The organism is Pseudomonas sp. P7548, assembly GCF_013386585.1.
Classification (GTDB): Bacteria; Pseudomonadota; Gammaproteobacteria; order Pseudomonadales; family Pseudomonadaceae; genus Aquipseudomonas.
Genome location: NZ_JACARO010000014.1, coordinates 55521 through 81492, shown reverse-complemented (window position 1 = coordinate 81492; position 25972 = coordinate 55521). Strand labels below are relative to the sequence as shown.

The window sequence follows — 25972 nt, the reverse complement described above, 5'->3', positions numbered from 1 at the left end:
CTTGCGGAGATCCGATGGCCAACGCCTTGCCCGACTTGAAACTCCTGCGCATCTTCGTCAGCGTCGTGCGGCACCAGGGGTTCGCCAACGCCCAGCACGAACTCAACCTGTCCACGTCGGCTATCAGCACCTACATGAGCCAACTGGAATCGGCGTTGGGCCTGGTGCTGTGCCATCGCGGCCGGGGTGGATTCAGCCTGACCAGTAAAGGCGAGCTGTTCCATCAGGAAACCCTGCGGTTGCTGGGTGAGCTCGAAGGTTTCGAGCAATACGCCGCCGCTCTCAAAGGCGAGTTGCGCGGCACCCTCAAGCTCGGTGTGCTCGACTCCACCGTCAGCGACAAAGCCTTGCCGTTCGCTGAAGTGATCGGTGCTTACAGTCTTGAACACCCGGCCGTTCACCTGCACTTATCGGTGATGAGCCCGTACGAACTGCAGCTGGGCGTACAGGACAATCGCCTGGACCTGGCCATCGGTGCCTTTTCCAACCGCATGAGCGGCCTGATCTACATGCCGCTGTACCGTGAGCAGCACTGGCTGTATTGCAGCACGCGCCATCCTTTATTCAACGAGCGGCGTATCCCCGAGCAAGTGATCACCCAGCAACGCATGGTCGGGCGCGGTTACTGGAGCCAGGCGGAACTCGCCCGCCACGGCTTCAAGCACAGCGCCGCCACGGTGGAAAGTATGGAGGCGCAGCTGATCCTGGTGCTCTCCGGCGCCTATATCGGCTACCTGCCCGAACATTACGCCCAGGCCTGGGCCGACAAGGGCGACCTGCGCGTGTTGCTGCCGGCGACCTTCGGCTACCAGGCGCCGTTCTCCATGATCATGCGCCGTGGCCGCAGCCGTGAACCGCTGATCCAGACCTTCCGCGATTTGCTCAAAGCCCAGCTCAACCAGGCCTGAAAAACCATGTCCAGACCCCGATGCTCCCGTTGCCTCAGGCCCGTTGCCCGTTGCCTGTGCCCCTTGATCCCAAGCCTCGACAGCCGTACCCGGGTGCTGCTGTTGCAACATCCGAGCGAGGTCAACCATGCGCTCAATACCGCGCGGTTGGCGGCGCTGGGGCTGAACAACGCGCAGTTGGTGGTGGGGGAGGTGTTTGAGGATTTGGCATCGTTACTGAGCCCGCCGGGTTATCAGGCGCGGTTGCTGTTTCCGGCTGACGACGCCCAGCCGTTGCAGGCCTATGCACCGGGCGATCAAGCGCTGTTGCTGGTGGTGCCCGATGGCACCTGGCGCAAGGCGCGCAAACTGCTGCACCTCAATCCGCTGTTGGCGGCGTTGCCACGGGTAACGCTGGCTGAAGGCTCCGTGTCCCGTTATCGGTTGCGCAAGGCACCCGGCCCGGGCGCGTTGTCGACAGTGGAAGCGATCGTGCAGGCATTACAGGTGTTAGAGGCGCCGGCTTCATTCGAACCGTTGCTCAAACCTTTCGAAGCCCTGATCGAGGGACAGATTGCGGCGATGGGGGAGGAGGTGTTTCGCAAGAATCATGGCGACGGGCGGATGGGGTAGCAGGGGCACCCTCCCAGCCAACACATCACCTACTTATTCCTTTAAGCCATAAGCACCGCACTTTGCGTGATATGGCCCGCGGGCCTTTCCCGGTATGATGTGCGCCCCGCAGTCTGGATTGCGAATACGCCATGACCTTGCAGTACCCTACAATCGCCGATTGCGTCGGCAACACGCCCCTGGTCCGCTTGCAACGCATGGCGGGTGAAACCAGCAACACCCTGTTGCTCAAGCTCGAAGGGAACAACCCGGCCGGTTCCGTGAAGGACCGCCCGGCGCTGTCGATGATCACCCGCGCCGAATTGCGCGGGCAGATCAAGCCCGGCGACACCCTGATCGAAGCCACCTCGGGTAATACCGGGATCGCCCTGGCCATGGCCGCGGCGATCAAGGGTTACAAGATGATCCTGATCATGCCCGACAACGGCAGCGCCGAACGCAAGGCGGCGATGACCGCCTACGGCGCCCAGTTGATCCTGGTTACCCAGGAAGAAGGCATGGAAGGCGCGCGCGACCTGGCCGAGCGCCTGGCCGCCGAAGGCCGTGGCTTGGTGCTGGACCAGTTTGCCAACGGTGATAACCCCGAGGCGCACTACACCACCACCGGCCCGGAAATCTGGCGCCAGACCGGGGGCACCATCACCCATTTTGTCAGTTCCATGGGCACCACCGGTACCATCATGGGCAACTCGCGCTACCTCAAGGAGCAGAACCCGGCGATCCAGATCGTTGGCCTGCAACCGATGGAAGGCGCGGCCATCCCCGGTATCCGCCGCTGGCCCGAGGAGTATCTGCCCAAGATCTACAACGCGACCCGCGTGGACCGCATCATCGACATGGCCCAGCGTGAAGCCGAAGACACCACTCGCCGCCTGGCCCGTGAAGAAGGCATCTTCTGCGGCGTGTCCTCGGGCGGCGCCGTGGCCGGCATGTTGCGCTTGTCCAAAGAAGTGGAAAACGCGGTGATCGTCGCGATCATCTGTGACCGAGGCGACCGCTACCTGTCGACCGGCATCTTCGACGAACCCAACTGATGGCCAAGCACGAGAGAGGCCTGCGCTTCCAACCGACGGGCGGCAGCCGGGCCCCACAGATTCCTGTAGGCAAGAAGCAAAAACTGACCATCGAGCGCCTGGCCAATGATGGCCGGGGCATTGTGTTCTTTGAAGGTCGTACCTGGTTTGTGAATGGCGCGCTGGCCGGCGAAGAAGTCGAGGCGCGGGTGCTGGGCGCTCACGGCAAAATCGTCGAGGCGCGTACCGAGCGGGTGTTCAAGGCCAGTGAACTGCGCCGGCCGGCGCCGTGTGCCCACGTTGGCCGTTGTGGCGGCTGCAGCGTGCAGCATTTGCCCCATGCCGAACAACTTGCCCTGAAACAGCGCATGCTCGCCGAACAATTGTCCCGTGTGGCGGGTGTCGAGCCGCAAGAGTGGGCGGCGCCTTTAAGTGGGCCGGAATTCGGCTACCGTCGCCGCGCCCGTGTAGCGGTGCGTTGGGACGCCAAGGCCAAACATCTCGAAGTAGGTTTCCGCGCCGTGGCCAGCCAGGACATCGTTGCCATCGACGATTGCCCGGTGCTGGTACAGGCCTTGCAACCGATCATGCAGCGCCTGCCGAACATGTTGCGACGCCTGAGCAAACCACAGGCCTTGGGGCATGTGGAGTTGTTCAGTGGCACGTCCATCGCCGTGTTGTTGCGGCATATGGCGCCGTTGTCCGACGCGGACCTGGCGGTGTTGAAAGAATTCTGTGCCTTCCATGACGCCCAGCTGTGGCTGCAGGGCGAAGGCCAACCGGAGCCTGTCGAATCCGACGCGGTGTTGGGCTTTCGGTTGGAGCAGTGGAATCTGGCGTTGGCTTACCGCCCGGGCGACTTCGTGCAAGTCAACGCTGGCGTCAACGAGGCAATGGTCACCCAGGCCCTGGAATGGCTGGCGCCACAGCCCGATGAGCGCGTGCTGGACCTGTTCTGCGGCCTGGGTAACTTTGCCCTGCCACTGGCCCAACAGGTGCGCGAAGTCGTGGCGGTGGAGGGCGTACAGACCATGGTCGACCGGGCGGCGCTCAATGCCGTCAGCAACAATTTGCATAATGCGCAGTTTTTTCAGGCCGATTTGTCCCAGCCTTTGACCGACGCAGAATGGGCCAAACAGGGCTTTTCTGCGGTACTCTTGGACCCACCCCGCGATGGTGCCCTGGAGGTCGTGCGCAAGCTGGCGACCCTCAAGGCCAAGCGCCTGGTGTATGTGTCCTGCAACCCGGCCACGCTGGCGCGGGACACGGTTGAGTTGGTCAAGCAAGGCTACCGGCTAAAGCGTGCCGGGATCCTCGACATGTTTCCGCAGACAGCGCATGTCGAGGCCATGGCGTTATTTGAAGCGGGCTAGGATGCCCGTTTAATCCGACTGGCCTGCATTCTCCAAGGCCGTGACCTGCCAGGGAGCGTGTGTAAGCTTTAATAGTTAAAGCAGGTCAGCGATGATTTTTGGCGCATCGAAGGTGCGTCGTAGGGAAGGTAAGCAAGATGGTACAGGTGAGAGCACACCAGCCGATCAACACCGACGGCAGTATCAATCTCGAGGCATGGCTGGATCATGCCGTCAGTGTCGACCCGGCACTGGACCGTGAAGCCTTGAAGGCCGCTTGCGAGTTCGCTCGTGAGTCGGAGCAGCAAAACAATGCGGCCAAGAACCTGTGGGCCGAAGGCACTTCAAGCTTTCGCACCGGGTTGGAAATCGCCGAGATCCTCGCCGATCTCAAGTTGGACCAGGACTCGCTGATCGCCGCCGTGCTCTATCGCGGCGTGCGTGAAGGGCATATCGCGTTGCCGCTGGTCAGCCAGCGTTTCGGCGCCGTGGTCGCCAAGCTGATCGACGGCGTGCTGCGCATGGCGGCCATCAGCGCCAGCCTCAGCCCGCGCCAATCCATGGTGCTGGGCACCCAGGGTCAGGTCGAGAACCTGCGCAAGATGCTCGTGGCCATGGTCGATGACGTGCGTGTTGCACTGATCAAGCTGGCCGAGCGCACCTGCGCGATCCGCGCGGTGAAGACCGCCGACGACGAAAAACGCAATCGCGTTGCCCGCGAAGTCTTCGATATCTACGCGCCGCTGGCGCACCGCCTGGGCATCGGCCACATCAAGTGGGAGCTGGAGGACCTGTCCTTCCGCTACCTCGAGCCCGACCAATACAAACAGATCGCCACGCTGCTGCACGAGCGGCGCCTGGACCGTGAGCGCTTTATCACCGACGTGATGAACCAATTGCGCTCCGAGTTGCAGGCCACCGGCGTTGAAGCCGACATCAGCGGCCGTGCCAAACACATCTATTCCATCTGGCGCAAAATGCAGCGCAAGGGCCTGGCCTTCAGCCAGATCTACGACGTGCGTGCGGTGCGCGTGCTGGTGCCGGAAATGCGCGACTGCTACACCGCGCTGGGCATCGTCCACACCCTGTGGCGGCACATTCCCAAGGAATTCGACGACTACATCGCCAACCCCAAGGAGAACGGCTATCGCTCGCTGCACACGGCGGTGATCGGCCCCGAGGGCAAGGTGCTGGAAGTGCAGATCCGCACCCACGCCATGCACGAAGAGGCGGAGCTGGGGGTGTGCGCGCATTGGCGCTACAAGGGCACCGACGTCAAGGCCGGGTCCAACCAGTACGAAGAGAAAATCTCCTGGCTGCGCCAAGTACTGGAATGGCACGAAGAGCTGGGCGACATCGGCGGCCTGGCCGAACAGTTGCGCGTGGATATCGAGCCGGACCGGGTCTACATCTTCACCCCTGACGGCCATGCCATCGACTTGCCGAAGGGCGCCACGCCGCTGGACTTTGCCTACCGCGTGCACACCGAGATCGGCCACAACTGCCGGGGCGCCAAGATCAACGGGCGCATCGTGCCGCTCAACTACAGCCTGCAAACCGGTGAACAGGTCGAGATCATCACCAGCAAGCACGGCACGCCGAGCCGCGACTGGTTGAACCCGAACCTGGGCTACATCACCACGTCGCGGGCACGGGCGAAGATCGTCCACTGGTTCAAATTGCAGGCCCGCGACCAGAACGTCGCGGCCGGCAAGACCCTGCTCGAACGCGAATTGGCGCGTCTGGGCCTGCCGCAGGTGGACTTCGACAAGCTGGCCGAAAAGGCCAACATGAAGATCGCCGAAGACATGTTCGCGGCGCTGGGTGCCGGCGACCTGCGCCTGGCGCAACTGGTCAACCTGGCCCAGCAACTGGTCGAGCCGGAGCGCGGCAGCGAACAGCTGGAATTGATCCCACGCAAGGCCACGGGCTACAAGCCGGGCAAGCGCGGCGACATCCAGATCCAGGGCGTGGGCAACCTGATGACGCAAATGGCCGGTTGCTGCCAGCCGTTGCCGGGCGACGCCATCGTCGGCTACATCACCCAGGGCAGGGGCGTGAGCATTCACCGCCAGGACTGCGCCTCGGTGCTGCAGCTGGGCGGGCGCGAGCCGGAGCGAATCATCCAGGTCAGCTGGGGGCCGGTGCCGGTGCTCACCTATCCGGTGGACATCGTTATTCGTGCCTACGACCGTTCCGGTTTGCTGCGTGACGTCTCGCAAGTGCTGCTTAACGAGCGGATCAACGTGCTGGCGGTCAACACCCGCTCGAACAAAGAGGACAACACCGCGTTGATGTCCCTGACCATCGAGATTCCGGGGCTGGACGCGTTGGGGCGGTTGCTGGGGCGCATTTCCCAGTTGCCGAACATCATCGAGACGCGGCGTAACCGCACCCCTTGATTAGCTGGATGAGCGAGGTCTGAAATGTGGGAGCGGGCTTGCTCGCGAATGCGGTCTATCAGTCAAAAGTTTGTGGCTGACACATCGCATTCGCGAGCAAGCCCGCTCCCACATTTGATTTTCAGCGGATAGAGATCAATGTATTCACTAGATGACTTGCTGTACTTGATGAACCGCCTGCGCGACCCGCAATACGGTTGCCCGTGGGACATCAAGCAAACCTACGCCACTATCGTTCCACATACTCTGGAAGAAGCCTACGAGGTTGCCGATGCCATCGAGCGTGGTGACTTCGATCACCTGCAAGGCGAGTTGGGCGACCTGCTGTTCCAAGTGGTGTATTACAGCCAGCTGGCGCGGGAAGAGGGACGTTTCGAGTTCGCCGGGGTGATCGACAGCATCACCCGCAAGCTCATTCGCCGCCATCCCCACGTGTTCCCCACCGGTGATCTGTACGCGCCCTTGGATATCCCGCAGTTGAGCGAGGAGCAGGTCAAGGAACGCTGGGAGCAGATCAAGGCCGAGGAGCGTGCGGAAAAAACCGACGCGCCGGAGCAATTGTCCCTGCTTGATGATGTGCCCACCGCCTTGCCGTCATTGTCCCGTGCCGCCAAATTGCAGAAACGCGCCAGCCAGGTCGGTTTTGACTGGCCATCCGCACTGCCGGTGGTGGACAACGTGCGCGAAGAGCTGGATGAAGTGCTCGAAGCCATGGCTGATAACGATTCTGTGGCCATCGCTGATGAAGTGGGCGACCTGCTGTTTGCCGCCGTCAATTTGGCCCGCCACCTCAAGGTCGACCCGGAAACCGCGCTGCGTGGCGCCAATGCCAAGTTCGAACGACGTTTCCGATTTATCGAACAGGCATTGCGCGATACGCACAAACCCATAGAAGATTGCACCCTCGAAGAGTTGGACGCCCTGTGGGGTGAAGCCAAACGTCAGGAAAAGAATGTGTCCAGCTGCGGTTGAGCAGTTGCCTAAGTGAGTAAGCACCATGAGCCTTTCCCTTCGCGACCAGTTGCTCAAAGCAGGTCTGGTCAACCAAAAGCAGGCCAAGCAGGTCGGCAAAGAGAAACAGAAGCAGCAACGCCTGGTCCATAAAGGCCAGATCGAAGCCGATGACACCCAGGCGCGCCTGGCCCAGGAAGCGCAGGCCGAGAAGGTCAAGCGCGACCAGGAGCTGAACCGCCAGCAGCAGGAAAAAGCCGAGGCCAAGGCCCGCACCGCGCAGGTCAAGCAACTGATCGAGACCTCGCGCCTGCCCAAGTTGACCACCGAGGACTACTACAACTTCGTGGACGACAAGAAGGTCAAGCGCCTGTCGGTCAACACCTTGATGCGCAACAAGCTGAGCAACGGCTCCCTGGCGATCGTGCATCACGGTGGCGGCTACGAGGTCATCCCGCGTGAAGCAGCGCTGAAGATCCAGGAGCGTGCACCGGAGCGTATCGTGCAGCTCAATGTCCTCACTGAAAGCCAGGTGCCCGATGAGGACGATCCATACGCCGCCTACCAGATCCCGGACGATCTGATGTGGTAAGCCCGTAAACACAACAAACCCCGCCGTTGGCGGGGTTTGTTGTGAGCGGGCTTGTCCCGCGCCGGCTGCCTAGCGCCCCCCTTCAATACAAAACCCGCTCAAAAGGCGGGTTTTGTGTTTTCAGGCATCAAGGCTGCGTGGGCCAGGGACCCGAACCGTGCGAATACTCAGGAGCTTTGCGCCTGGCGTTTCAGTTCGAGAGATTCGAGCTCGTTTTTATAATTGTGGGCTTCGTTCTCGTTGTGAAACATGCCGACCAGCTGATCTTGCTGATGTACATCCCAGATATGAATCCCGTGGGCTACTGCTTCGTGGGACATATGTTCGTCGTCGCGTTCAGTTACTTTTACAGTCATCTGCTTGCTCCAATCTCTGGTTGATCTGCGGCAAGTCGTCGCAGGCCTCTTTTATATGTTTTGTTAGCTTGCTAAGTAAACCGATTTTCTGCGCAACAATTCATTGCATAAAACGCAACTATCCTGCAGGCCGCGTAAACCGTGGGATTGCGTCGCAGGTCGTTGAGTTTTATGACAGAAGTTTCATGTTCGGGTCAGGCTTTTGGGGCTGTGTTGGCCATGCCGGCGATAGCGGTAGAAGCTTCAACGCAAAACCAACAGGCAAAAAAAAGCCCCGCATTCCGCGAGGCTCTTCTTTGGCTCACCCGCCCATCAGCTGCCTTTGACAGCCTTGCCGTCAACGGTACCGTCGAGCAGCATGATGTTGTATTCCTTGCCGTCGGTTTCAACCTGGCGCAGGGCAACCAGGATGCCGCCCCAGTCCTTGGCAAACCACATCTGGGTGATGCGTTTGCTCTGCGACGGGTCGCGTACACGCTCGACCTTGATCGCATCGATGGAGCCGGCCTTGGTCTGGACCTTTTCCGGGCCGATCACACGGAAGTCGTAGGTGTCGACGTCAGTGCCTTCGACCACGCGGTAGCTCATGCTTTTCTTGCCGGCGGCCACGTCACGTTGCAGGGCCAACTGGTAGGTCGACTTGTCGAGCATGCCACTTTCGAGGGTGACGTTGACCGGGTCCTTGTTTTCGAAACCGGTGACCTTGTTGGTCGTGCGGTCGAAGTCCAGGTTGATCTTCTTCGCCTTGCCCAGGCCGCCGCGTTCGAAGGTGTAGCTCTTCGGTTGCAGGGCGTCCTTGTCGAACTGGATCACGCTGGTTTCGGTGAGGCTGGCAATCATCATGGAAGCCTTGAAGTTCAAGGTCCAGGAGCCATTGTCGTTCTTGGTCAGGCTGCGTTCAGCCGAACCACTCATGGGCAACTGTTTCCAGTCGGCGGTGTAGCTGGCGGAGAAAGGGTGAAGGTCTGCTGCTTGCACGGCAGGCAAGGCGAACAGCGCAAAAGCGAAGAGCAAGGCGCGACGCATAAAATCTCCTAGGTTCGAATCAAGTGGCCGCTGGCCGCGAGTAACTGACCGTCCAATAATGCACCCTGTTCACCAAGAATCAACCGCCCCTCGGCAAACCAGCGAACAGCCAGCGGGTAAATCCTGTGTTCCTGGGTGTGAACCCGTTGCGCAAGCGTCTGCGCCGAGTCTGCAGACTCTACCGGAACCACTGCCTGTACGACCAGAGGCCCGCCATCGAGTTCCTCGGTGACAAAGTGCACGCTGCAGCCATGCTCGCTGTCGCCGGCGTCGAGCGCGCGCTGGTGCGTGTGCATGCCTTTGTACTTGGGGAGCAGGGAAGGGTGGATGTTCAGCAGGCGCCCTTCATAGTGGCGCACGAAGTCAGCGCTGAGGATGCGCATGAAGCCGGCGAGTACCACGAGTTTGGGGTTGAAGGCGTCGATCAGTTCGACCAGGGCGGCATCGAAGGCTTCGCGGCCTTCGAAGGCCTTGTGATCCAGCGAGCGGGTTTCGATACCCGCGTCCCTGGCGCGTTGCAGGCCGTAGGCGTCGCTGCGGTTGGAGATCACCGCAGCGATGCGCACCGGGCTGTCGCCGGTGCGCGTGCTGTCGATCAGGGCCTGCAAGTTACTGCCGGTGCCGGAGAGCAGCACCACGACATCACAGGTCTGAGACATTAATGAGCCTTGAGGTTCTTCAGTTCAACCTGGGCTGCGCCTTCCGGGGCAGTGGCGATCTGACCGATGACCCAAGGCTGCTCGCCGGCTTCACGCAGCACGTTCAGCGCGGTTTCAACGTGCTCTTGTGCCACGCAGATCACCATGCCCACGCCGCAGTTCAGCACGCGGTGCATCTCGGTTTCGTTGACGTTGCCTTTCTCTTGCAGCCAGTCGAAGACCGCAGGACGCTGCCAGCTGGCCACGTCGACAATGGCCTGGGCGCCTTTAGGCAGGACGCGCGGGATGTTGTCCAGCAGGCCGCCACCGGTGATGTGGGCCATGGCCTTGACGGCGCCGGTGTCCTTGATCAGCTTGAGCAGTGGCTTGACGTAGATGCGGGTCGGAGCCATCAGCAGGTCGGTCAGCGGCTTGCCGTCGAGCTGGGTGTTCTCGATGTCGGCGCCGGACACTTCGATGATCTTGCGGATCAGCGAGTAACCGTTGGAGTGCGGGCCGGAGGACGGCAGGGCCAGCAGGGCGTCGCCCGCGGCGACTTTGGAACCGTCGATGATTTCAGCTTTTTCTACAACGCCAACGCAGAAGCCGGCCAGGTCGTAGTCTTCGCCTTCGTACATGCCTGGCATTTCAGCGGTTTCGCCGCCCACCAGGGAGCAACCCGACAGTTCGCAGCCAGCGCCGATACCGGTGACCACTTGTGCTGCGGTGTCCACGTTCAGCTTGCCGGTGGCGTAGTAGTCCAGGAAGAACAGCGGCTCGGCGCCGCACACCACCAGGTCGTTGACGCACATGGCAACCAGGTCGATGCCGATGCTGTCGTGTTTGTTCAGGTTCAGTGCCAGGCGCAGCTTGGTGCCCACGCCGTCGGTGCCGGAGACCAGTACGGGCTGCTTGTAGCCGGCCGGGATTTCGCAGAGGGCGCCAAAACCGCCCAGGCCGCCCATGACTTCGGGGCGCGCAGTGCGCTTGGCGACGCTCTTGATGCGTTCGACCAATGCTTCACCGGCGTCGATGTCTACACCGGCGTCCTTGTAGCTCAGGGAGGGTTGCTTGCTCATGATCCAGGCCTTTAGGGGGGATTTCTGGGTAACGACCGAGCGGGCAGGCGCTTTTTGTAAAAGGCCCAGCCGTTGACGGTCTGCGAAGGCGCGCGATTTTATCAGGCTTGAGGGGCAGCGGCCATCCTCGGGCCGACGGGCAGGGCCATATCCGTGAAAAAAGCCGGTTAAAAATTGCTGACCGAGTCTGCCAAGGCGCGTATTAAGGTATAGCCTTGAACCCGCTATCGTTATGACAGTACGAAAACTTACCAAGACCCTGTGAATGTTTTACCAGTCGCTGTGGTCACAGCCTTGGCAAACCGAGTTCACACGGTCTGTTCCAGCCGCTAATTTTGTCGTTCGGGAATCTTTCATGCGTCTGTGCAAATTCTTCTTTGTAGGCTGCTTGTCGTTGGTCAGCCTGGCGAGTCATGCCGAAACCCTCAATGGTCTTTACCAAGTACTTGAACCGGTCAGCAGCCAGTCGCCCCAGGAGCGCGACCAGGCCACCCAGCGCGCCGTGCAGACCCTGGTAATCCGCCTGACCGGCGACGCCAAGGCTGCCGATGGCCCGGGCCTGGCAGCCGTCCGTAAGGATCCGCAACAAATCATCAGTCAGTACGGCTACGACGCCGGCCCTCCGGAAAGCCTGCAAGTGGATTTCGACCCGGTGAGCACCGACCGCGCCTTGCGTGAGGCGGGCCTGTCGATCTGGGGCAGCAATCGGCCGTCGATCCTCGGTTGGTGGCTGAACGATTCCACCGAAGGCAGCAGCCTGGTCGGTGATGGCCAGGCAGTTGCCCAGGCATTGCGCCGAGCCGCACAGCACCGTGGCTTGCCACTGCGCCTGCCGTTGGGTGACCTGGACGAGCAGGTGGTCGCCACCGCGCCGAACCTGGAAAGCGCTGACGCCACACCCCTGCGCGCCGCGTCCGAGCGTTACGGCGCCGATGCGTTGCTGGCGGTGCATGCGCGCCAGGAAGGCAATCAATGGCAAGCCAAGTGGCGCTTGTGGCTGGGTGACAAGAGCGAGCAGGGCACCGCCCAAGGCGCTGATACCGGCGCCGTCGCCGATGCGGTGATGCTGGCGGTCAGCCAGAAGCTCGCGCCACGCTTCGCGGTCAAGCCGGGCGTGAGTACGGAACAATTGCTGGAAGTGCAGGGCATGACCCTTGAGCGTTATGCCGCATTGGGCCATCTGCTTGAGCCGTTTGGCGGGCAGCCCCTGTTGGTCGATGGCAATCGCATCGTGTATCGCGTCAATGGCAGTGCCGATCAGTTGCGTACTCAGTTGAGTCTGGCCAAGTTGCAGGAGGTGCCAGCGGGTGAGGCACCTGCACAGCAGCCGGCAGTGGACGGCACTCAACCGGCCCCTGCTCCCGAGCCTCAGGCGCAACTGCGTTTTCGTTGGTAAATGTTCTTCCTTATATAGAAGCAGCTAGAGATGGAGTGGTTTATGGCGGATACGCGTCGTTGGGTGTGGCTTGGCGGGATTGTCCTGCTGTGCGGTTTTGTGTTTTTGCTGCATTCGATCCTGACGCCATTCCTGGTTGCGTTGCTGCTGGCTTATCTGTTCGATCCGGTGGTGGATCGCCTGGAAAAAGTCGGCCTGTCGCGCACCTGGGGTGTGGTGGCGGTGTTCGCCTTGTTCACCTTGATCATCACGGCGTTGGTGCTGGTGCTGGTGCCGATGTTGGCCAAGCAGCTGTTTCGTCTCTATGAGCTGGCGCCGCAGATGCTCGACTGGCTGCAGCACACGGCCATGCCGTGGGCCCAGGCCAAGCTGGGGTTGTCGGATGGGTTCTGGAAGTTCGACAAGGTCAAGGCGGCCATCAGTGAGCACATGGGCCAGACCACCGATATCGTTGGCGTGGTGCTCAGCCAGGCCACGGCGTCCAGCCTGGCGTTGATTGGCTGGCTGACCAACCTGGTGCTGATCCCGGTGGTGGCGTTCTACCTGCTGCGTGACTGGGACATCATGATGGCCAAGATCCGCAGCCTGCTGCCGCGCAATCGTGAGGAGCGCATCGTCTCCCTCGCCGAAGAGTGTCATGAGGTGCTGGGGGCGTTTGTACGTGGCCAGTTACTGGTGATGCTGGCGCTGGGGATCATTTACGCAGCGGGCCTGATGGCGATCGGCCTGGAATTGGGCCTGTTGATCGGCCTGATCGCCGGCCTGGCCGCTATCGTGCCTTATATGGGGTTTGTGATCGGTATCGGCGCGGCGCTGGTGGCGGGGTTGTTCCAGTTTGGTGGCGACCTGTATCCGATGCTGGGTATCGTTGCGGTGTTCATGGTGGGTCAGGCGTTGGAGGGGATGGTGCTGACGCCGCTGCTGGTGGGGGATCGGATCGGCCTGCACCCGGTGGCCGTGATCTTCGCGATCCTGGCGGGCGGTGAGCTGTTCGGCTTTACCGGCATCCTGCTGGCGCTGCCGGTGGCGGCGGTGATCATGGTGCTGGTGCGCCATGTGCATGATCTGTACAAGGATTCGGATGTGTACACGGGGGTGGAAGACCCCGACCTGTAACCCCTTCGTCACAAACCCGGCCCAGGCCGGGTTTGTGGTTTATGGCACCGGGGTGTCAAACAATTTGCGCAAATCGCCCAAGTTAACGCAAACCTTTGATTTTGCTTGTGGTCTGCTGCATTGTGCGCCCGGCGTCACGGGTATAAACTTTGCAAACTTTACACAGAGGCCACTAACGGTTCGTTTGGAGCCGTTCAGTCAGCATGAAACCGATTCAGCTGCCCTTGGGTGTGCGTCTGCGTGACGACGCCACCTTCATCAACTACTACCCAGGCGCCAATGCCGCTGCACTCGGCTATGTCGAGCGGCTTTGCGAAGCCGACGCCGGGTGGACTGAAAGCCTGATCTATCTGTGGGGCAAACACGGCGTGGGGCGTACCCACCTGCTGCAGGCCGCGTGCCTGCGTTTCGAGCAGATGGGCGAGCCGGCGGTTTACCTGCCCCTGGCGGAGTTGATGGATCGTGGGATTGGTATCTTCGACCATCTCGAACAATACGAGCTGGTGTGCCTGGACGATCTGCAAGCGATCGCCGGCAAGGCCGAGTGGGAAGAGGCGTTGTTTCACCTGTTCAACCGCCTGCGTGACAGTGGGCGGCGCCTGTTGATCGCGGCATCCACCTCGCCACGCGAATTGCCGATCAAGCTGGCCGACCTCAAGTCGCGCATGACCCTGGCGTTGATCTTCCAGATGCGCCCGTTGTCCGACGAAGACAAACTGCGCGCCTTGCAGCTGCGCGCTTCCCGTCGCGGCCTGCACCTCACTGACGAAGTGGGGCACTTTATCCTCACGCGCGGCACTCGAAGCATGAGTGCGTTGTTCGACTTGCTCGAACAACTCGACCAGGCCTCCTTGCAGGCCCAGCGCAAGCTCACCATTCCCTTCCTCAAGGAAACCCTCGGCTGGTAGCCAACCCTTGTGTTTCGGGGCTTCTGGCAAATTACAGGCGCCAGAAAACCTGCGTTTGGGCCGGTTTGGCCACGCAAAAGGCACGTATAGGGTGTTAAGGGCTTAGATGTCATAGTCCAAACAAGAAGTCACATAGATCACGATTGAATTTGCAAATCGATCTGATAGCGGGCATAGTCTCGACTTCTTTACATATCAGCCACGGTCGTGCCCATGCTAAATCGCTTCGCACCCCTCGTGCCCCTCGCACTCGTTACCCTGTTGTTTGGTTGCGCCTCCCACCCTCAGCAAGTGGCAGAGCAGCAGAAAACCCAACAGCAGTCCCAGGCAAAATTCGTTGCATCGCAGTCTTCCACTGTCTATGAGGAAGAAGTTGCAACCGAGAAGGAACTGGCCGACTTCGCCGGCAACAAGCCTTATCAGCTTCCAGTTCTGGCCGACAGCATTCTTGAACGCGGCATGTCCCTGATCGGTACCCGTTACCGTTTCGGCGGTACCTCTGAAGCCGGTTTCGACTGCAGCGGCTTCATCGGCTACCTGTTCCGCGAAGAAGCGGGCATGAACCTGCCACGCTCCACCCGCGAAATGATCAACGTGGATGCACCGTTGGTCGCGCGCAACAACCTCAAGCCGGGTGATCTGCTTTTCTTCAGTACGGCGGGTCGTGGTCGCGTAAGCCATGCAGGTATCTACCTGGGCGACAACCAGTTTATCCACTCCAGCAGCCGTCGCAGTGGCGGTGTTCGAGTCGACAACCTGGGTGACAGCTACTGGAGCAAAACCTTCATCGAAGCCAAGCGCGCACTCGCCATGGCCCCGACGACGGTTACCGCTAGCAAGTAAACTTAAAGTGATACTTGAAGTTTGACGTGTAAGCGCTAGAATCCCTGGATATTGTTGTAATCCGTTCGCGCGAGCTTTGCTTGCGCGTTCTGGTTTTCAGCGTTCGGCAGCGAAAAGCCGCATCCAGACCAGGATTGTTCTGCCCATGTCGACCTCAGCCCGCCTCATTCTTCTCGTTTGCGCCGCGCTCCTCAGCGCCTGCGCAAGCCGTCCACCGCCCCCTGCGTTCGTGGCGGCCAAGCCCAAGCCCGTGTTCAACTATTCCAGTCAGAGCTTCTCGCCTGCTGCCGAAGACGTGCTCTTCCGTGCGCTGGGCCTGGTTGGCACGCCTTACCGCTGGGGCGGCAACACACCGGACTCCGGTTTCGACTGCAGTGGCTTGATCGGCTTTGTCTACCGTGACGCGGCGGGTATCTCGTTGCCGCGCACCACCCGCGAGCTGATCGTGATGCGTGCTCAGGACGTCAGCGAAGAGAACCTGCAGACCGGCGACTTGCTGTTCTTCGCCACCGGTGGCGGTTCACAGGTCAGCCATGCCGGGATCTACGTGGGGGAGGGGCGTTTCGTACACGCGCCGCAAACCGGCGGTACGGTCAAGCTGGATACCTTGTCCAAGGCGTATTGGCAGAATGCTTACCTGAGCGCCAAGCGCGTGTTGCCAACAAACCTGGCTCGCAACCCATAACACCCGTAGGAGCCGGCAAGCCGGCTCCTACGGGTTTTGTATTTATTTGACTGGCGACACCCGCCACACCTTGTTCCCCACATCATCGGCCACCAGCAAATCCCCCTGCTGATCAACCACCACACCCACCGGCCGCCCCATGGCCTTCTCATCTTTATCGAGAAACCCCGTCAGCACGTCCACCGGTTGCCCCTTAGGCTGGCCACCCTCGAACGGCACAAAGATCACCTTGTAGCCACTGTGTGGCTTGCGGTTCCACGATCCATGCTGGCCGATAAATGCCCCGTTGCTGAACTGCGCCGGCAGTTTGTTGCCCTCTGCGAAGGTCAGCCCCAACGATGCCGTATGCGGGCCCACGGCATAGTCCGGCGCGATGGCCTTGGCCACCAGCTCCAGGTTCTGCGGCGAAACGCGCACATCCACGTGCTGGCCGTAATAACTGAAAGGCCAGCCGTAGAAGCCGCCATCCTTGACCGACGTGATGTAGTCCGGCACCAAGTCGCTGCCGATCTCGTCACGCTCATTTACCGCCGTCCACAACTTGCCCGTCTGCGGCTCCCAAGCCATGCCATTCGGGTTGCGCAGGCCTGAGGCGAAGATGCGGTGCTGGCCCGTGGCGCGATCCACTTCCCAGATCGCCGCCCGACCTTCTTCCGCTTCCAGGCCGTTTTCGCCGACGTTGCTGTTGGAGCCGACGCTCACATACAGTTTGCTGCCGTCTTTGCTCGCTACTACGTTCTTGGTCCAGTGGTGGTTGATGCTGCCGCCTGGCAGGTCGACCACTTTGGTGCCGGCTTCCTTGATCGTGGTTTCGCCCGGTTGATAGGGGAAGCGCAGCAGTTGGTCCGAGTCCGCCACGTACAGATCGTTGCCGACCAGGGTCATGCCGAACGGTGAGTTCAGGTTCTCCAGGAACACTGTGCGCGTCTCGGCAACGCCGTCGTGGTCGGCATCGCGCAGCAGTGTGATGCGGTTCGGGCTCGGCACACCCGCGCCGGCGCGGCCCATGACCTTCTCCATGACCCAGCCGCGAATCCCCTTGGCATCATCCGGTTTGGGCGGCGCATTGGTTTCGGCCACCAGCACATCGCCGTTGGGCAGCACATACAGCCAGCGCGGGTGGTCCAGCCCTTCGGCGAACGCGGCCACCTGGGTGCCAGCGGCCGCCGTGGGTTTTGCGCCATCAGGCCAGCCGATCGCCGGGGCGATGTTGACGGTGGGGATCAGTGTCTTGTTCGGTTCGGGCAACTTGGGCGAAGGGCCGGTGCCGTCCGACACCTGCAACGTTGAGCTTTCACCGCAGGCGGCGAGGGTGCCTGCGAGCATGATCAGTAAGGCGAGTCTGGTTTTATGCATGGTGTTCTCCTGAATACCTGTAAGGGTAGAGGAGTACGGCGGTCCGATGGTTCAAGTGCGAGGCCGGCTTTAATTGACGCTCCACCCCCAACCCACTAACCTTCGCGGCTTGTTCCAGGTGCTCTGTGGCGTATGCGTCGACAGGGTGAAACAGGGAAGCCGGTGAGTGAGCGCACTTGTACACAGTGCTGCCGCGATTCCGGCGCTGCCCCCGCAACGGTAAATGAGTCAAGACGCTGCCTTTTGCCACTGTATCGCGCGCGATATGGGAAGGCGCAACGTCGGCCTGCTCGCTCTTTTCACAAGGGCAGGGCGCCACTCATGAGCCCGGAGACCGGCCCGGAGCATCCAACAGCATCACGGTGGGCGATGCTTGGCTGTCTGTATTTTCTTTTTCCTGCCCGCCGTTTTTGTCCAGCCCCAACGGAGAGCTGCCATGACCGATTCCCCCGACCGCGACGAACGCCACCTGGCGCGCATGCTGCGCAAAAAAGCCGTGATCGACGAGCGCATCGCCAACTCCCCCAATGAATGCGGTTTGCTGCTGGTATTGACCGGCAACGGCAAAGGCAAGAGCAGTTCCGCATTCGGCATGCTGGCCCGGGCCATGGGCCACGGCATGCAGTGCGGTGTGGTGCAGTTCATCAAGGGGCGTAACAGCACCGGTGAAGAGTTGTTCTTCCGCCGCTTCCCCGAGCAAGTGCGTTTCCACGTCATGGGCGAAGGCTTCACCTGGGAAACCCAGGACCGCCAGCGCGACATCGCCGCCGCCGAAGCCGCCTGGGCGGTGTCCCGCGAACTGCTGCAAGACCCGGCCATCGGCCTGGTGGTGCTGGATGAGCTGAATATCGCCCTCAAGCACGGTTACCTCGACCTGGACCAGGTGCTCAGCGACCTGCAAGCCCGACCTCCGATGCAACACGTGGTGGTCACTGGCCGTGGCGCCAAACCCGAATTGATCGAAATGGGCGACACCGTCACCGAAATGGGCATGCTCAAGCACGCGTTCCAGGCCGGTATCAAGGCACAGAAGGGCGTCGAACTTTGAATCAGCCCCGTCATTGCCCGGCCGTCTTGATCGCCGCACCGGCGTCCGGCCAGGGCAAAACCACCGTCACCGCCGCGCTGGCGCGTTTGCACCGCAACCTGGGGCGCAAGGTGCGTGTGTTCAAATGCGGTCCGGACTTCCTCGACCCCATGATCCACGAGCGTGCCAGCGGTGCGCCGGTGTACCAGCTGGACATGTGGATGGTGGGCGAGCAGGAAAGTCGCCGCCTGTTGTGGGAGGCGGCCGGTGAGGCCGACCTGATCCTTATCGAAGGCGTGATGGGCCTGTTCGACGGTACGCCCTCCAGCGCCGACCTGGCGCGGCACTTCGGTGTGCCGGTGCTGGGCGTGATCGACGGCACCGCCATGGCCCAGACCTTCGGTGCCCTGGCCCTGGGCCTGGCGCGTTATCAGCCGGACCTGCCGTTTGCCGGCGTGCTGGCCAACCGCGTCGGCACCTTGCGTCACGCGCAGTTGCTGGAAGGCAGCCTCACTGAAGGCTTGCGCTGGTATGGCGCATTGTCCCGCGAAACCGGGATCGAACTGCCCAGCCGACACCTGGGGCTGGTGCAAGCCAGCGAATTGAATGATCTCGATGTGCGCCTGGATGCCGCCGCTCAAGCACTGGGCAGCAGCTGCGAAGTCGCCTTACCGCCTCCGGTCACCTTTGCCGCGCCCGAAGTGATCGTGGCCGAGCCGTTGCTCGAAGGCGTGCGTATTGCTGTGGCCCGCGACGAAGCCTTCGCCTTTACCTACGGCGCCAGTCTCGACCTGCTACGCGCGATGGGTGCCGAGTTGCACTTCTTCTCGCCGATCCATGACCGCCAATTGCCTGATGCCGACAGCCTCTACCTGCCGGGTGGCTATCCGGAGTTGCACCACCAGGCACTGTCGCAAAACACGCCGATGCTCGAAGCCATCCGCGCTCACCATGCCGCCGGGAAACCCTTGCTCGCTGAATGCGGCGGCATGCTGTACCTGCTCGATTCGCTGACTGATGTCGATGGCGTCCGCGCCGAACTGGTGGGCCTGCTGCAAGGCGATGCCGTGATGCAAAAGAAACTGGCGGCCTTGGCGCTGCAAAATGTCGAGCTGCCCGAAGGCACGCTGCGCGGCCATACCTATCACCACTCCCTCACGACCACCGAGTGGCAGCCGATTGCCCGTGGCCTTAGCCCCAACGGTGGGCGTGGTGCCGAGGCGGTCTACCGGCAAGGCCGCATGACCGCGTCCTACGTACATTTCTATTTTCCATCCAATCCCGTGGCAGTGGCCGCCTTGTTTGCGCCAGACCGGGAGGCCGTCATCGCAGGCAAGCCAGCTCCCACAATGTACCGAGTTGAAACCCCATCCAATGTGGGAGCGGGCTTGCCCGCGAAGAGGCCATGACTGACAACGCCTTCCCCGAAGCCGACCGCCAGGCCATCTATCGCGCCATCGCCGAACGCCGCGACATGCGCCACTTCAGCGGCGGCACCGTTGCCCCTGAGTTGCTGCACCGTTTGCTCCAGGCTGCCCATCAGGCCCCCAGCGTCGGCCTGATGCAACCCTGGCGCTTTATCCGTATCAGCGACCGCCAACTGCGTGGGCAGATTCAACAACTGGTGGAAGAAGAGCGCGTACGCACCGCCGAGGCGTTGGGCGAACGCTCCGATGAGTTCATGAAGCTCAAGGTCGAAGGCATTCACGACTGCGCCGAAGTATTGGTCGCGGCGTTGATGGATGACCGCGAGCGCCATATCTTCGGCCGTCGCACCTTGCCGGAAATGGACATGGCTTCGCTGTCCTGTGCCATCCAGAACCTGTGGCTGGCGGCCCGCGCCGAAGGCTTGGGCATGGGCTGGGTCTCGCTGTTCGAGCCCCAGGCCCTGGCCGATCTGCTGGGCTTGCCGCCTGGCGCAAAACCCCTGGCGGTGCTGTGCCTGGGGCCGGTGGCCGAGTTCTATCCGGCACCGATGTTGCAGCTCGAAGGCTGGACCGAGCCTCGGCCGCTGAGTGACATGTTGTATGAGAATGCGTGGGGAGTGAGTCAATGAGTGTGGCCTTGCTGTGTGTCGCTGCGGTGGCGCTGGATGCGCTATTGGGCGAGCCCAGGCGCTGGCATCCGCTGGTGGCGTTCGGCAATTTCGCCGGGCGCATCGAGCAACGTTTCAACACCGGTGGGCGCGGTTGGCGCAGCCATGGCGTGACCGCGTGGTTTATCGCGGTGGTGCCGCTGACCCTGCTGGCCACGGCGCTGTCGTGGGCGCCGTATATCGGTTGGGTACTGGAAATTCTCGCGTTGTACTGCGCCCTCGGCATGCGCAGCCTCGGCGAGCATGTGATTCCGGTGGCGCAGGCCTTGCGCAGCGATGACCTGGACGAAGCGCGCAAACGCGTCAGCTACCTGGTGAGCCGCCAGACCAGCGAATTGGACAGCACCGAAGTCGCCCGCGCCGCCACCGAATCGGTGCTGGAGAACGGCAGCGACGCGGTGTTTGCCGCGCTGTTCTGGTTTGTAGTCGCCGGCGTGCCGGGCGTGGTGCTCTACCGCTTGAGCAACACCCTCGACGCCATGTGGGGCTATCGCAACGAACGCTTCGAGCGTTTCGGTTGGGCTGCGGCCAAGATCGACGACGTGCTCAACTACATTCCCGCACGCCTGGTGGCGTTGACTTACGCCGTGCTCGGCAAGACCCGCCTGGCGCTCAAATGCTGGCGCACCCAGGGCCCGACCTGGGACAGCCCCAACGCCGGCCCGGTCATGGCGGCGGGTGCCGGCGCCTTGGGTGTGGAGTTGGGCGGTGCCGCGATCTATCACGGTGAAGTGCACCATCGCCCGCAATTGGGCGAAGGCCCGGCGGCGGATGCCGATTCCATCGACCGGGGCTGGCAACTGGTGCAGCGCGGCGTATGGTTGTGGCTGCTGATCCTGTGCGCGGGGGCGCAATTCTATGCTTGAACACGGTGGCCGGCTGCGCAAGGCAGCGATTCAGTACGGGATTGCCGAGGCCGATTGGCTCGACCTGTCGAGTGGCCTCGCGCCCTGGCCGTGGCCGATCCCGGAGATCCCGTTGCGCGCCTGGGCCCGCTTGCCCGAAACCGATGACGGCCTGGAGCAGGCCGCCAGCGAATACTACGGCGCTGCGCACCTGTTGCCGGTGCCCGGTTCCCAGGCGGCCATCCAGTTGCTGCCACGCCTGCGTCGTGCCGGCAAAGTCGGCGTGTTGTCGCCGTGCTATGCCGAACACGCCGAAGCCTGGCGTCGCGCCGGCTATGTGGTGCGCGAGGTGCAGGAGCAGGAAGTCGACTTCTTTCTTGATGGCCTCGATGTACTGGTGGTGGTCAACCCCAACAATCCCACCGGCCTGAGCCTGACCCCACGACGCCTGCTCGACTGGCACTCACGCCTGGCCCAGCGCGGCGGTTGGCTGGTGGTGGACGAAGCCTTCATGGACGTCACCCCTCAATTGAGCCTGGCGGGCCAGGCCCACCAGGTTGGCCTGATCGTGTTGCGCTCGTTTGGCAAGTTCTTCGGCCTGGCCGGGGTGCGGTTGGGGTTTGTGCTGGCTGAACGCAAGCTGCTCAAGTTGCTGGCTGAACAGGTCGGCCCCTGGGCAGTCAGCGGGCCGACGCGCGTGATGGGTCAGGTGTGCCTGCGCGACACTGCCGGTCAGGCGCGCCAACGCACACGTTGCATCGAGGCGGGCCAGCGTCTGTTTGCCTTGCTGGAACGCCACGGCTTCCAGCCCCAGGGCGGCTGTGCGTTGTTTCAATGGCTGATCACGCCCCACGCTGAACGCATGCACGAATTCATGGCTCAGCGCGGGATCCTGCTGCGGCTGTTTGTCCATGACAGCAGCCTGCGCTTCGGCTTGCCCGACACCGAGGCCGACTGGTTGCGCCTCGATGAGGCCCTGGCCGCCTACAAGGAAGCTTCATGAGTACATTGATGGTGCAAGGCACCACGTCCGACGCCGGTAAAAGCACCCTGGTGACCGCCCTGTGCCGCTGGCTGGTCCGCCAAGGGGTGGCGGTCGCGCCGTTCAAACCGCAGAACATGGCGCTCAACAGTGCCGTGACCGCCGAGGGCGGTGAAATCGGCCGCGCCCAGGCCGTGCAGGCCCAGGCCGCCAACCTGGCACCCCACACCGACATGAACCCGGTGTTGCTCAAGCCCAACAGCGACACCGGCTCCCAGGTCATCATCCATGGCCGCGCGGTCACCAGCATGAACGCGGTCGCCTATCACGACTACAAAGCCATCGCGATGCAGGCGGTGCTGGCCTCGCACGCGCGGTTGAGCCAAGCCTACCCGGTGGTGATGGTGGAAGGCGCCGGCTCCCCGGCAGAGATCAACCTGCGTGCCAATGACATCGCCAACATGGGCTTCGCCGAAGCAGTGGACTGCCCGGTGCTGCTCATCGCCGACATCAATCGCGGCGGCGTGTTTGCCCATTTGGTCGGCACGTTGGAGTTGTTGTCGCCCACCGAGCAAGCGCGGGTCAAGGGCTTCATCATCAACCGTTTTCGTGGCGATATCGCCTTGTTGCAGCCGGGCCTGGATTGGCTCGAAGCCCGCACCGGCAAACCGGTGGTGGGCGTGTTGCCCTATGTGATGGACCTGCACCTGGAAGCCGAAGACGGTATCGACCGGCGCCAGATCGACAAGGCTGCGCAGGTGCTCAAGGTGGTGGTGCCGGTGTTGCCGCGTATCAGCAACCACACGGATTTCGACCCGCTGCGCCTGCATCCCCAAGTGGACTTGCAGTTCGTCGGCCCGGGCCAGCCGATTCCGGCTGCCGACCTGATTATTTTGCCGGGCTCCAAAAGCGTGCGCGCCGACTTGGCGTATCTGCGTGCCAATGGCTGGGACAACGCCGTGGCGCGGCATCTGCGCTACGGCGGCAAGGTGCTCGGCATCTGCGGCGGCTTGCAGATGCTCGGTGAGCAGGTGCACGACCCGCTGGGCCTGGAAGGGCCTGCCGGTTCCAGCGAAGGGCTGGGGCTGCTGGCGTTCAGCACGACCCTCGAAGCAGAAAAACAGCTGCGCAACGTTCGTGGCCGTTTGCTGCTCGAAGACGCCGAAGTCAGCGGCTATGAGATTCACGCCGGCGTCACGACGGGCGATGCCCTGTTGCACGCCGCCGTGCAACTGGACGATGGCCGCAGCGACGGCGCCAGGAGCGCGGACGGGCAAATCCTCGGCACTTACCTGCACGGGCTGTTTGAAACGCCCGCGGCGTGCAGCGCCTTGCTGCGCTGGGCCGGGCTGGTGGATGTGCAGGAGGTGGATTACCACGCGCTGCGCGAACGTGATATCGAGCGCCTGGCGGACCTGGTGGAAAACCATCTGGATACCGAGTTGCTGCGCACGCTATGTGGGATTTGACGGTGCGCACACGACCCAAATGTGGGAGCGGCGGTGCGACGATTCGACTTGCTCGCGAATGCGGTCTCTCAGTTACAGATGCTTTGACTGGACCAGCGCGTTCGCGAGCAAGCCCGCTCCCACATAGGAATGGGGCAGTTTCGAAAATCCAATCGGCGAAACAAGGGCTAACTCCATGCACCAACTGATTTTGGGTGGCGCCCGCTCCGGCAAAAGCCGTCTGGCCGAAAAACTCGCCAGCGACAGTGGCCTGCCGGTCACCTATATCGCCACCAGCCAACCCCTGGACGGCGAAATGAATGAACGTGTCGCCCTGCATCGCCAGCGCCGCCCCGACCACTGGGGGCTGATCGAAGAACCGCTTGAACTGGCGCGCGCACTGCGCGAACACGCGGCCGCTGGGCAGTGCCTGCTGGTGGATTGCCTGACCCTGTGGCTGACCAACCTGCTGATGCTCGAAGACGCCGGGCGCCTGGCGGTCGAACGCGATCACCTGCTGGACACCCTGGCTGCGCTGCCGGGGGAAATCATTTTTGTCAGCAACGAGACCGGTCTGGGTGTCGTGCCGCTGGGCGAATTGACTCGCCGCTATGTGGATGAAGCCGGTTGGCTGCATCAAGCCTTGGCCGAGCGGTGTCAGCGCGTTGTCCTGACGGTCGCCGGCCTGCCCCTGACTTTGAAAGGTACTGCGTTATGACTGACTCCTGGTGGCTCAACCCCTGCAAAACCCTCGACGCCTCGGCGCACGCCCAAGCGCTGGCGCGCCAGCAGCAATTGACCAAACCGCCCGGTTCCCTCGGCCAGCTGGAAGCCTTGGCGGTGCAATTGGCCGGCTTGCAGGGCAGGGTCAAGCCGTCGGTGGATTCACTGTGGATCGCGATCTTTGCCGGTGACCATGGGGTGGTGGCGGAGGGTGTGTCGGCTTTCCCGCAGGAAGTCACCGGGCAGATGCTGCACAACTTTGTCAGCGGCGGTGCGGCCATCAGCGTATTGGCGCGGCAACTGGATGCGCAGTTGGAAGTGGTCGACCTGGGCACGGTAACGCCTGCGCTGAACCTGCCGGGCGTGCGCCACCTGAACATCGGTGCGGGCACTGCCAATTTCGTCAACGGCCCGGCAATGTCCGAGGCTCAGGGACGGCTCGCCCTGCAAGCCGGCCGCGACAGCGCACACCGTGCGCTGGAAAGCGGTGCCCAGCTGTTTATCGGCGGTGAGATGGGGATCGGCAACACCACGGCGGCAAGCGCGCTGGCGTGTGCGTTGCTGGCGTGCCAGGTCAGCGACCTGACAGGCCCGGGCACCGGCTTGAACGCCCAAGGCGTGAGCCACAAGGTGGCGGTGATCGAGCGTGCATTGGCCCTGCATGCGGGGCAGCGCGGCGATGCGTTGCAGACCCTCTTCAACCTGGGTGGTTTTGAAATCGCCGCGTTGGTTGGCGCTTACCTGGCCTGTGCCCAGGAAGGCATCGTGGTGCTGGTGGACGGGTTTATCTGCAGCGTGGCGGCGCTGGTCGCGACTCGCCTGAACCCCGCATGTCGCGAGTGGCTGGTGTTTGGCCATCGGGGTGCCGAACCGGGCCATCGTCATGTGCTGCAAAGCCTTGAGGCGCAGCCGTTGCTGGAATTGGGCCTGCGTCTGGGCGAGGGCAGCGGCGCGGCGCTGGCGGTGCCGTTGTTGCGCCTGGCGTGTGCGTTGCACGGGCAGATGGCGACCTTCGCCGAAGCCGCCGTGGCAGACCGCCCGGCATGATCTTGCACCTGGACCTGCTGCGTCACGGCGAAACCGAACTGGGCGGCGGCCTGCGCGGCAGCCTGGACGATGCGTTGACGGCGACCGGTTGGACGCAGATGCGTGCCGCCGTGTTGCAGCAAGGGCCGTGGGACCGTTTGGTCAGTTCGCCGCTGCAACGCTGTGCGCGTTTCGCCGAGGAATTGGGCGAACGCCTGAACCTGCCGGTGAGCCTGGAGAAGGACCTGCAAGAGCTGCACTTCGGCGCCTGGGAAGGGCAGAGTGCTGCGGCGCTGATGGACACCGATGCTGAAGGGCTTGGGCTGTTCTGGGCGGATCCTTATGGCTTCACGCCGCCTGATGGGGAACCGGTGAGTGACTTTTCCCGCCGGGTCCTGGGCGCCGTCGCACGCTTGCATCAGGCCTATGCCGGGCAGCGGGTGTTGTTGATCAGCCACGGCGGGGTGATGCGTTTACTCCTGGCGCAAGCGCGGGGTTTGCCTCGTGAACAGTTGCTGAATGTCGAAGTCGGCCATGGCGGATTGTTCCGCCTGCAGGTCGCGGCAGGCGGCCAGCTCAAGGAAGTGGAGTAG

General features: G+C 62.4%; 26 protein-coding genes and 1 riboswitch. Of the genes, 21 read left to right on the top strand and 5 right to left on the bottom strand.

Annotated elements, in window-relative coordinates; all coding sequences use genetic code 11:
* Positions 1-14 precede the first annotated feature (14 nt).
* The 7 genes from HX803_RS07435 to HX803_RS07405 all read left to right on the top strand — a co-directional run bounded on the left by HX803_RS07435 (position 15) and on the right by HX803_RS07405 (position 7830).
* Entirely contained in the window at positions 15-908 is an 894-nt protein-coding gene (locus HX803_RS07435) for a LysR family transcriptional regulator (RefSeq protein ID WP_017134867.1), read from the top strand.
* 6 nt (positions 909-914) lie between these two features.
* The gene (locus HX803_RS07430; RefSeq protein ID WP_178919841.1) at positions 915-1520 is read left to right on the top strand and encodes a tRNA-uridine aminocarboxypropyltransferase; all 606 of its coding nucleotides are present in this window, start codon (positions 915-917) and stop codon (positions 1518-1520) included.
* A gap of 131 nt (positions 1521-1651) precedes the next feature.
* On the top strand, positions 1652-2554 hold the full coding sequence (gene cysM, locus HX803_RS07425) for a cysteine synthase CysM (protein WP_178919840.1): 903 nt from the start codon (positions 1652-1654) through the stop codon (positions 2552-2554).
* Positions 2554-3906, top strand: a complete 1353-nt coding sequence (gene rlmD / locus HX803_RS07420) for a 23S rRNA (uracil(1939)-C(5))-methyltransferase RlmD (protein WP_178919839.1) — start codon at positions 2554-2556, stop codon at positions 3904-3906. The genes cysM and rlmD overlap by 1 nt, the downstream gene beginning before the upstream one ends.
* A gap of 137 nt (positions 3907-4043) precedes the next feature.
* Positions 4044-6287, top strand: coding sequence for a GTP diphosphokinase (gene relA / locus HX803_RS07415; protein WP_176996244.1), 2244 nt, complete (start codon positions 4044-4046; stop codon positions 6285-6287).
* A 138-nt stretch (positions 6288-6425) separates the two neighbouring features.
* On the top strand, positions 6426-7259 hold the full coding sequence (gene mazG, locus HX803_RS07410) for a nucleoside triphosphate pyrophosphohydrolase (RefSeq protein ID WP_178919838.1): 834 nt from the start codon (positions 6426-6428) through the stop codon (positions 7257-7259).
* 25 nt (positions 7260-7284) lie between these two features.
* Entirely contained in the window at positions 7285-7830 is a 546-nt protein-coding gene (locus tag HX803_RS07405; RefSeq protein WP_176996243.1) for a DUF2058 domain-containing protein, read from the top strand.
* 167 nt (positions 7831-7997) lie between these two features.
* On the opposite strand, the gene HX803_RS07400 is transcribed toward HX803_RS07405, so the two are convergent.
* From HX803_RS07400 to purM, 4 genes are all read right to left on the bottom strand, one after another.
* The gene (locus HX803_RS07400; protein ID WP_178919837.1) at positions 7998-8186 is read right to left on the bottom strand and encodes a hypothetical protein; all 189 of its coding nucleotides are present in this window, start codon (positions 8184-8186) and stop codon (positions 7998-8000) included.
* A gap of 312 nt (positions 8187-8498) precedes the next feature.
* Positions 8499-9212 (bottom strand): DUF3108 domain-containing protein, encoded by a 714-nt coding sequence (locus tag HX803_RS07395; protein ID WP_178919836.1) that lies wholly within the window; start codon positions 9210-9212, stop codon positions 8499-8501.
* A gap of 8 nt (positions 9213-9220) precedes the next feature.
* On the bottom strand, positions 9221-9871 hold the full coding sequence (gene purN / locus HX803_RS07390; RefSeq protein WP_178919835.1) for a phosphoribosylglycinamide formyltransferase: 651 nt from the start codon (positions 9869-9871) through the stop codon (positions 9221-9223).
* Positions 9871-10929, bottom strand: a complete 1059-nt coding sequence (gene purM / locus HX803_RS07385; RefSeq protein WP_034099596.1) for a phosphoribosylformylglycinamidine cyclo-ligase — start codon at positions 10927-10929, stop codon at positions 9871-9873. The genes purN and purM overlap by 1 nt, the downstream gene beginning before the upstream one ends.
* 355 nt (positions 10930-11284) lie before the next feature.
* On the opposite strand from purM, the gene HX803_RS07380 reads away from it, so the two are divergent.
* The 5 genes from HX803_RS07380 (at position 11285) to HX803_RS07360 (ending at position 15877) form a co-directional block, all read left to right on the top strand.
* Positions 11285-12325, top strand: coding sequence for a DUF2066 domain-containing protein (locus HX803_RS07380; protein ID WP_178919834.1), 1041 nt, complete (start codon positions 11285-11287; stop codon positions 12323-12325).
* A 42-nt stretch (positions 12326-12367) separates the two neighbouring features.
* Positions 12368-13441, top strand: coding sequence for an AI-2E family transporter (locus HX803_RS07375; RefSeq protein WP_176996238.1), 1074 nt, complete (start codon positions 12368-12370; stop codon positions 13439-13441).
* Between the two features lie 203 nt (positions 13442-13644).
* Positions 13645-14349 (top strand): DnaA regulatory inactivator Hda, encoded by a 705-nt coding sequence (gene hda, locus HX803_RS07370; protein ID WP_010208669.1) that lies wholly within the window; start codon positions 13645-13647, stop codon positions 14347-14349.
* 213 nt (positions 14350-14562) lie between these two features.
* Positions 14563-15192 (top strand): C40 family peptidase, encoded by a 630-nt coding sequence (locus HX803_RS07365; protein WP_178919833.1) that lies wholly within the window; start codon positions 14563-14565, stop codon positions 15190-15192.
* A 145-nt stretch (positions 15193-15337) separates the two neighbouring features.
* Positions 15338-15877, top strand: a complete 540-nt coding sequence (locus HX803_RS07360) for a C40 family peptidase (protein ID WP_178919832.1) — start codon at positions 15338-15340, stop codon at positions 15875-15877.
* 42 nt (positions 15878-15919) lie between these two features.
* Here HX803_RS07360 and HX803_RS07355 read toward each other — a convergent pair whose 3' ends face one another.
* Complete coding sequence (locus tag HX803_RS07355; RefSeq protein WP_178919831.1) at positions 15920-17233, bottom strand: sorbosone dehydrogenase family protein; 1314 nt, start codon at positions 17231-17233, stop codon at positions 15920-15922.
* Between the two features lie 99 nt (positions 17234-17332).
* A riboswitch (cobalamin riboswitch) is annotated at positions 17333-17591 on the top strand.
* A gap of 78 nt (positions 17592-17669) precedes the next feature.
* Between HX803_RS07355 and cobO the strand changes: the two genes are divergently transcribed.
* The 9 genes from cobO to cobC all read left to right on the top strand — a co-directional run bounded on the left by cobO (position 17670) and on the right by cobC (position 25972).
* Positions 17670-18281 carry a cob(I)yrinic acid a,c-diamide adenosyltransferase gene (cobO, locus tag HX803_RS07350; RefSeq protein WP_025855821.1) on the top strand — a complete coding sequence of 204 codons (612 nt, stop codon included), beginning with the start codon at positions 17670-17672 and terminating at the stop codon, positions 18279-18281.
* On the top strand, positions 18278-19669 hold the full coding sequence (locus HX803_RS07345) for a cobyrinate a,c-diamide synthase (RefSeq protein ID WP_178919830.1): 1392 nt from the start codon (positions 18278-18280) through the stop codon (positions 19667-19669). The genes cobO and HX803_RS07345 overlap by 4 nt, the downstream gene beginning before the upstream one ends.
* Complete coding sequence (gene bluB / locus HX803_RS07340; protein ID WP_178919829.1) at positions 19666-20316, top strand: 5,6-dimethylbenzimidazole synthase; 651 nt, start codon at positions 19666-19668, stop codon at positions 20314-20316. The genes HX803_RS07345 and bluB overlap by 4 nt, the downstream gene beginning before the upstream one ends.
* Positions 20313-21221 (top strand): adenosylcobinamide-phosphate synthase CbiB, encoded by a 909-nt coding sequence (gene cbiB, locus HX803_RS07335; protein ID WP_176996231.1) that lies wholly within the window; start codon positions 20313-20315, stop codon positions 21219-21221. Before bluB ends, cbiB begins: the two co-directional genes overlap by 4 nt.
* Positions 21214-22203, top strand: a complete 990-nt coding sequence (cobD, locus tag HX803_RS07330) for a threonine-phosphate decarboxylase CobD (protein ID WP_178919828.1) — start codon at positions 21214-21216, stop codon at positions 22201-22203. The genes cbiB and cobD overlap by 8 nt, the downstream gene beginning before the upstream one ends.
* Positions 22200-23651, top strand: a complete 1452-nt coding sequence (locus HX803_RS07325) for a cobyric acid synthase (RefSeq protein WP_178919827.1) — start codon at positions 22200-22202, stop codon at positions 23649-23651. Before cobD ends, HX803_RS07325 begins: the two co-directional genes overlap by 4 nt.
* A 175-nt stretch (positions 23652-23826) precedes the next feature.
* Positions 23827-24348, top strand: a complete 522-nt coding sequence (gene cobU / locus HX803_RS07320; RefSeq protein ID WP_178919826.1) for a bifunctional adenosylcobinamide kinase/adenosylcobinamide-phosphate guanylyltransferase — start codon at positions 23827-23829, stop codon at positions 24346-24348.
* Entirely contained in the window at positions 24345-25400 is a 1056-nt protein-coding gene (gene cobT, locus HX803_RS07315; protein ID WP_178919825.1) for a nicotinate-nucleotide--dimethylbenzimidazole phosphoribosyltransferase, read from the top strand. The genes cobU and cobT overlap by 4 nt, the downstream gene beginning before the upstream one ends.
* Positions 25397-25972, top strand: a complete 576-nt coding sequence (gene cobC / locus HX803_RS07310; RefSeq protein WP_178919824.1) for an alpha-ribazole phosphatase family protein — start codon at positions 25397-25399, stop codon at positions 25970-25972. Before cobT ends, cobC begins: the two co-directional genes overlap by 4 nt.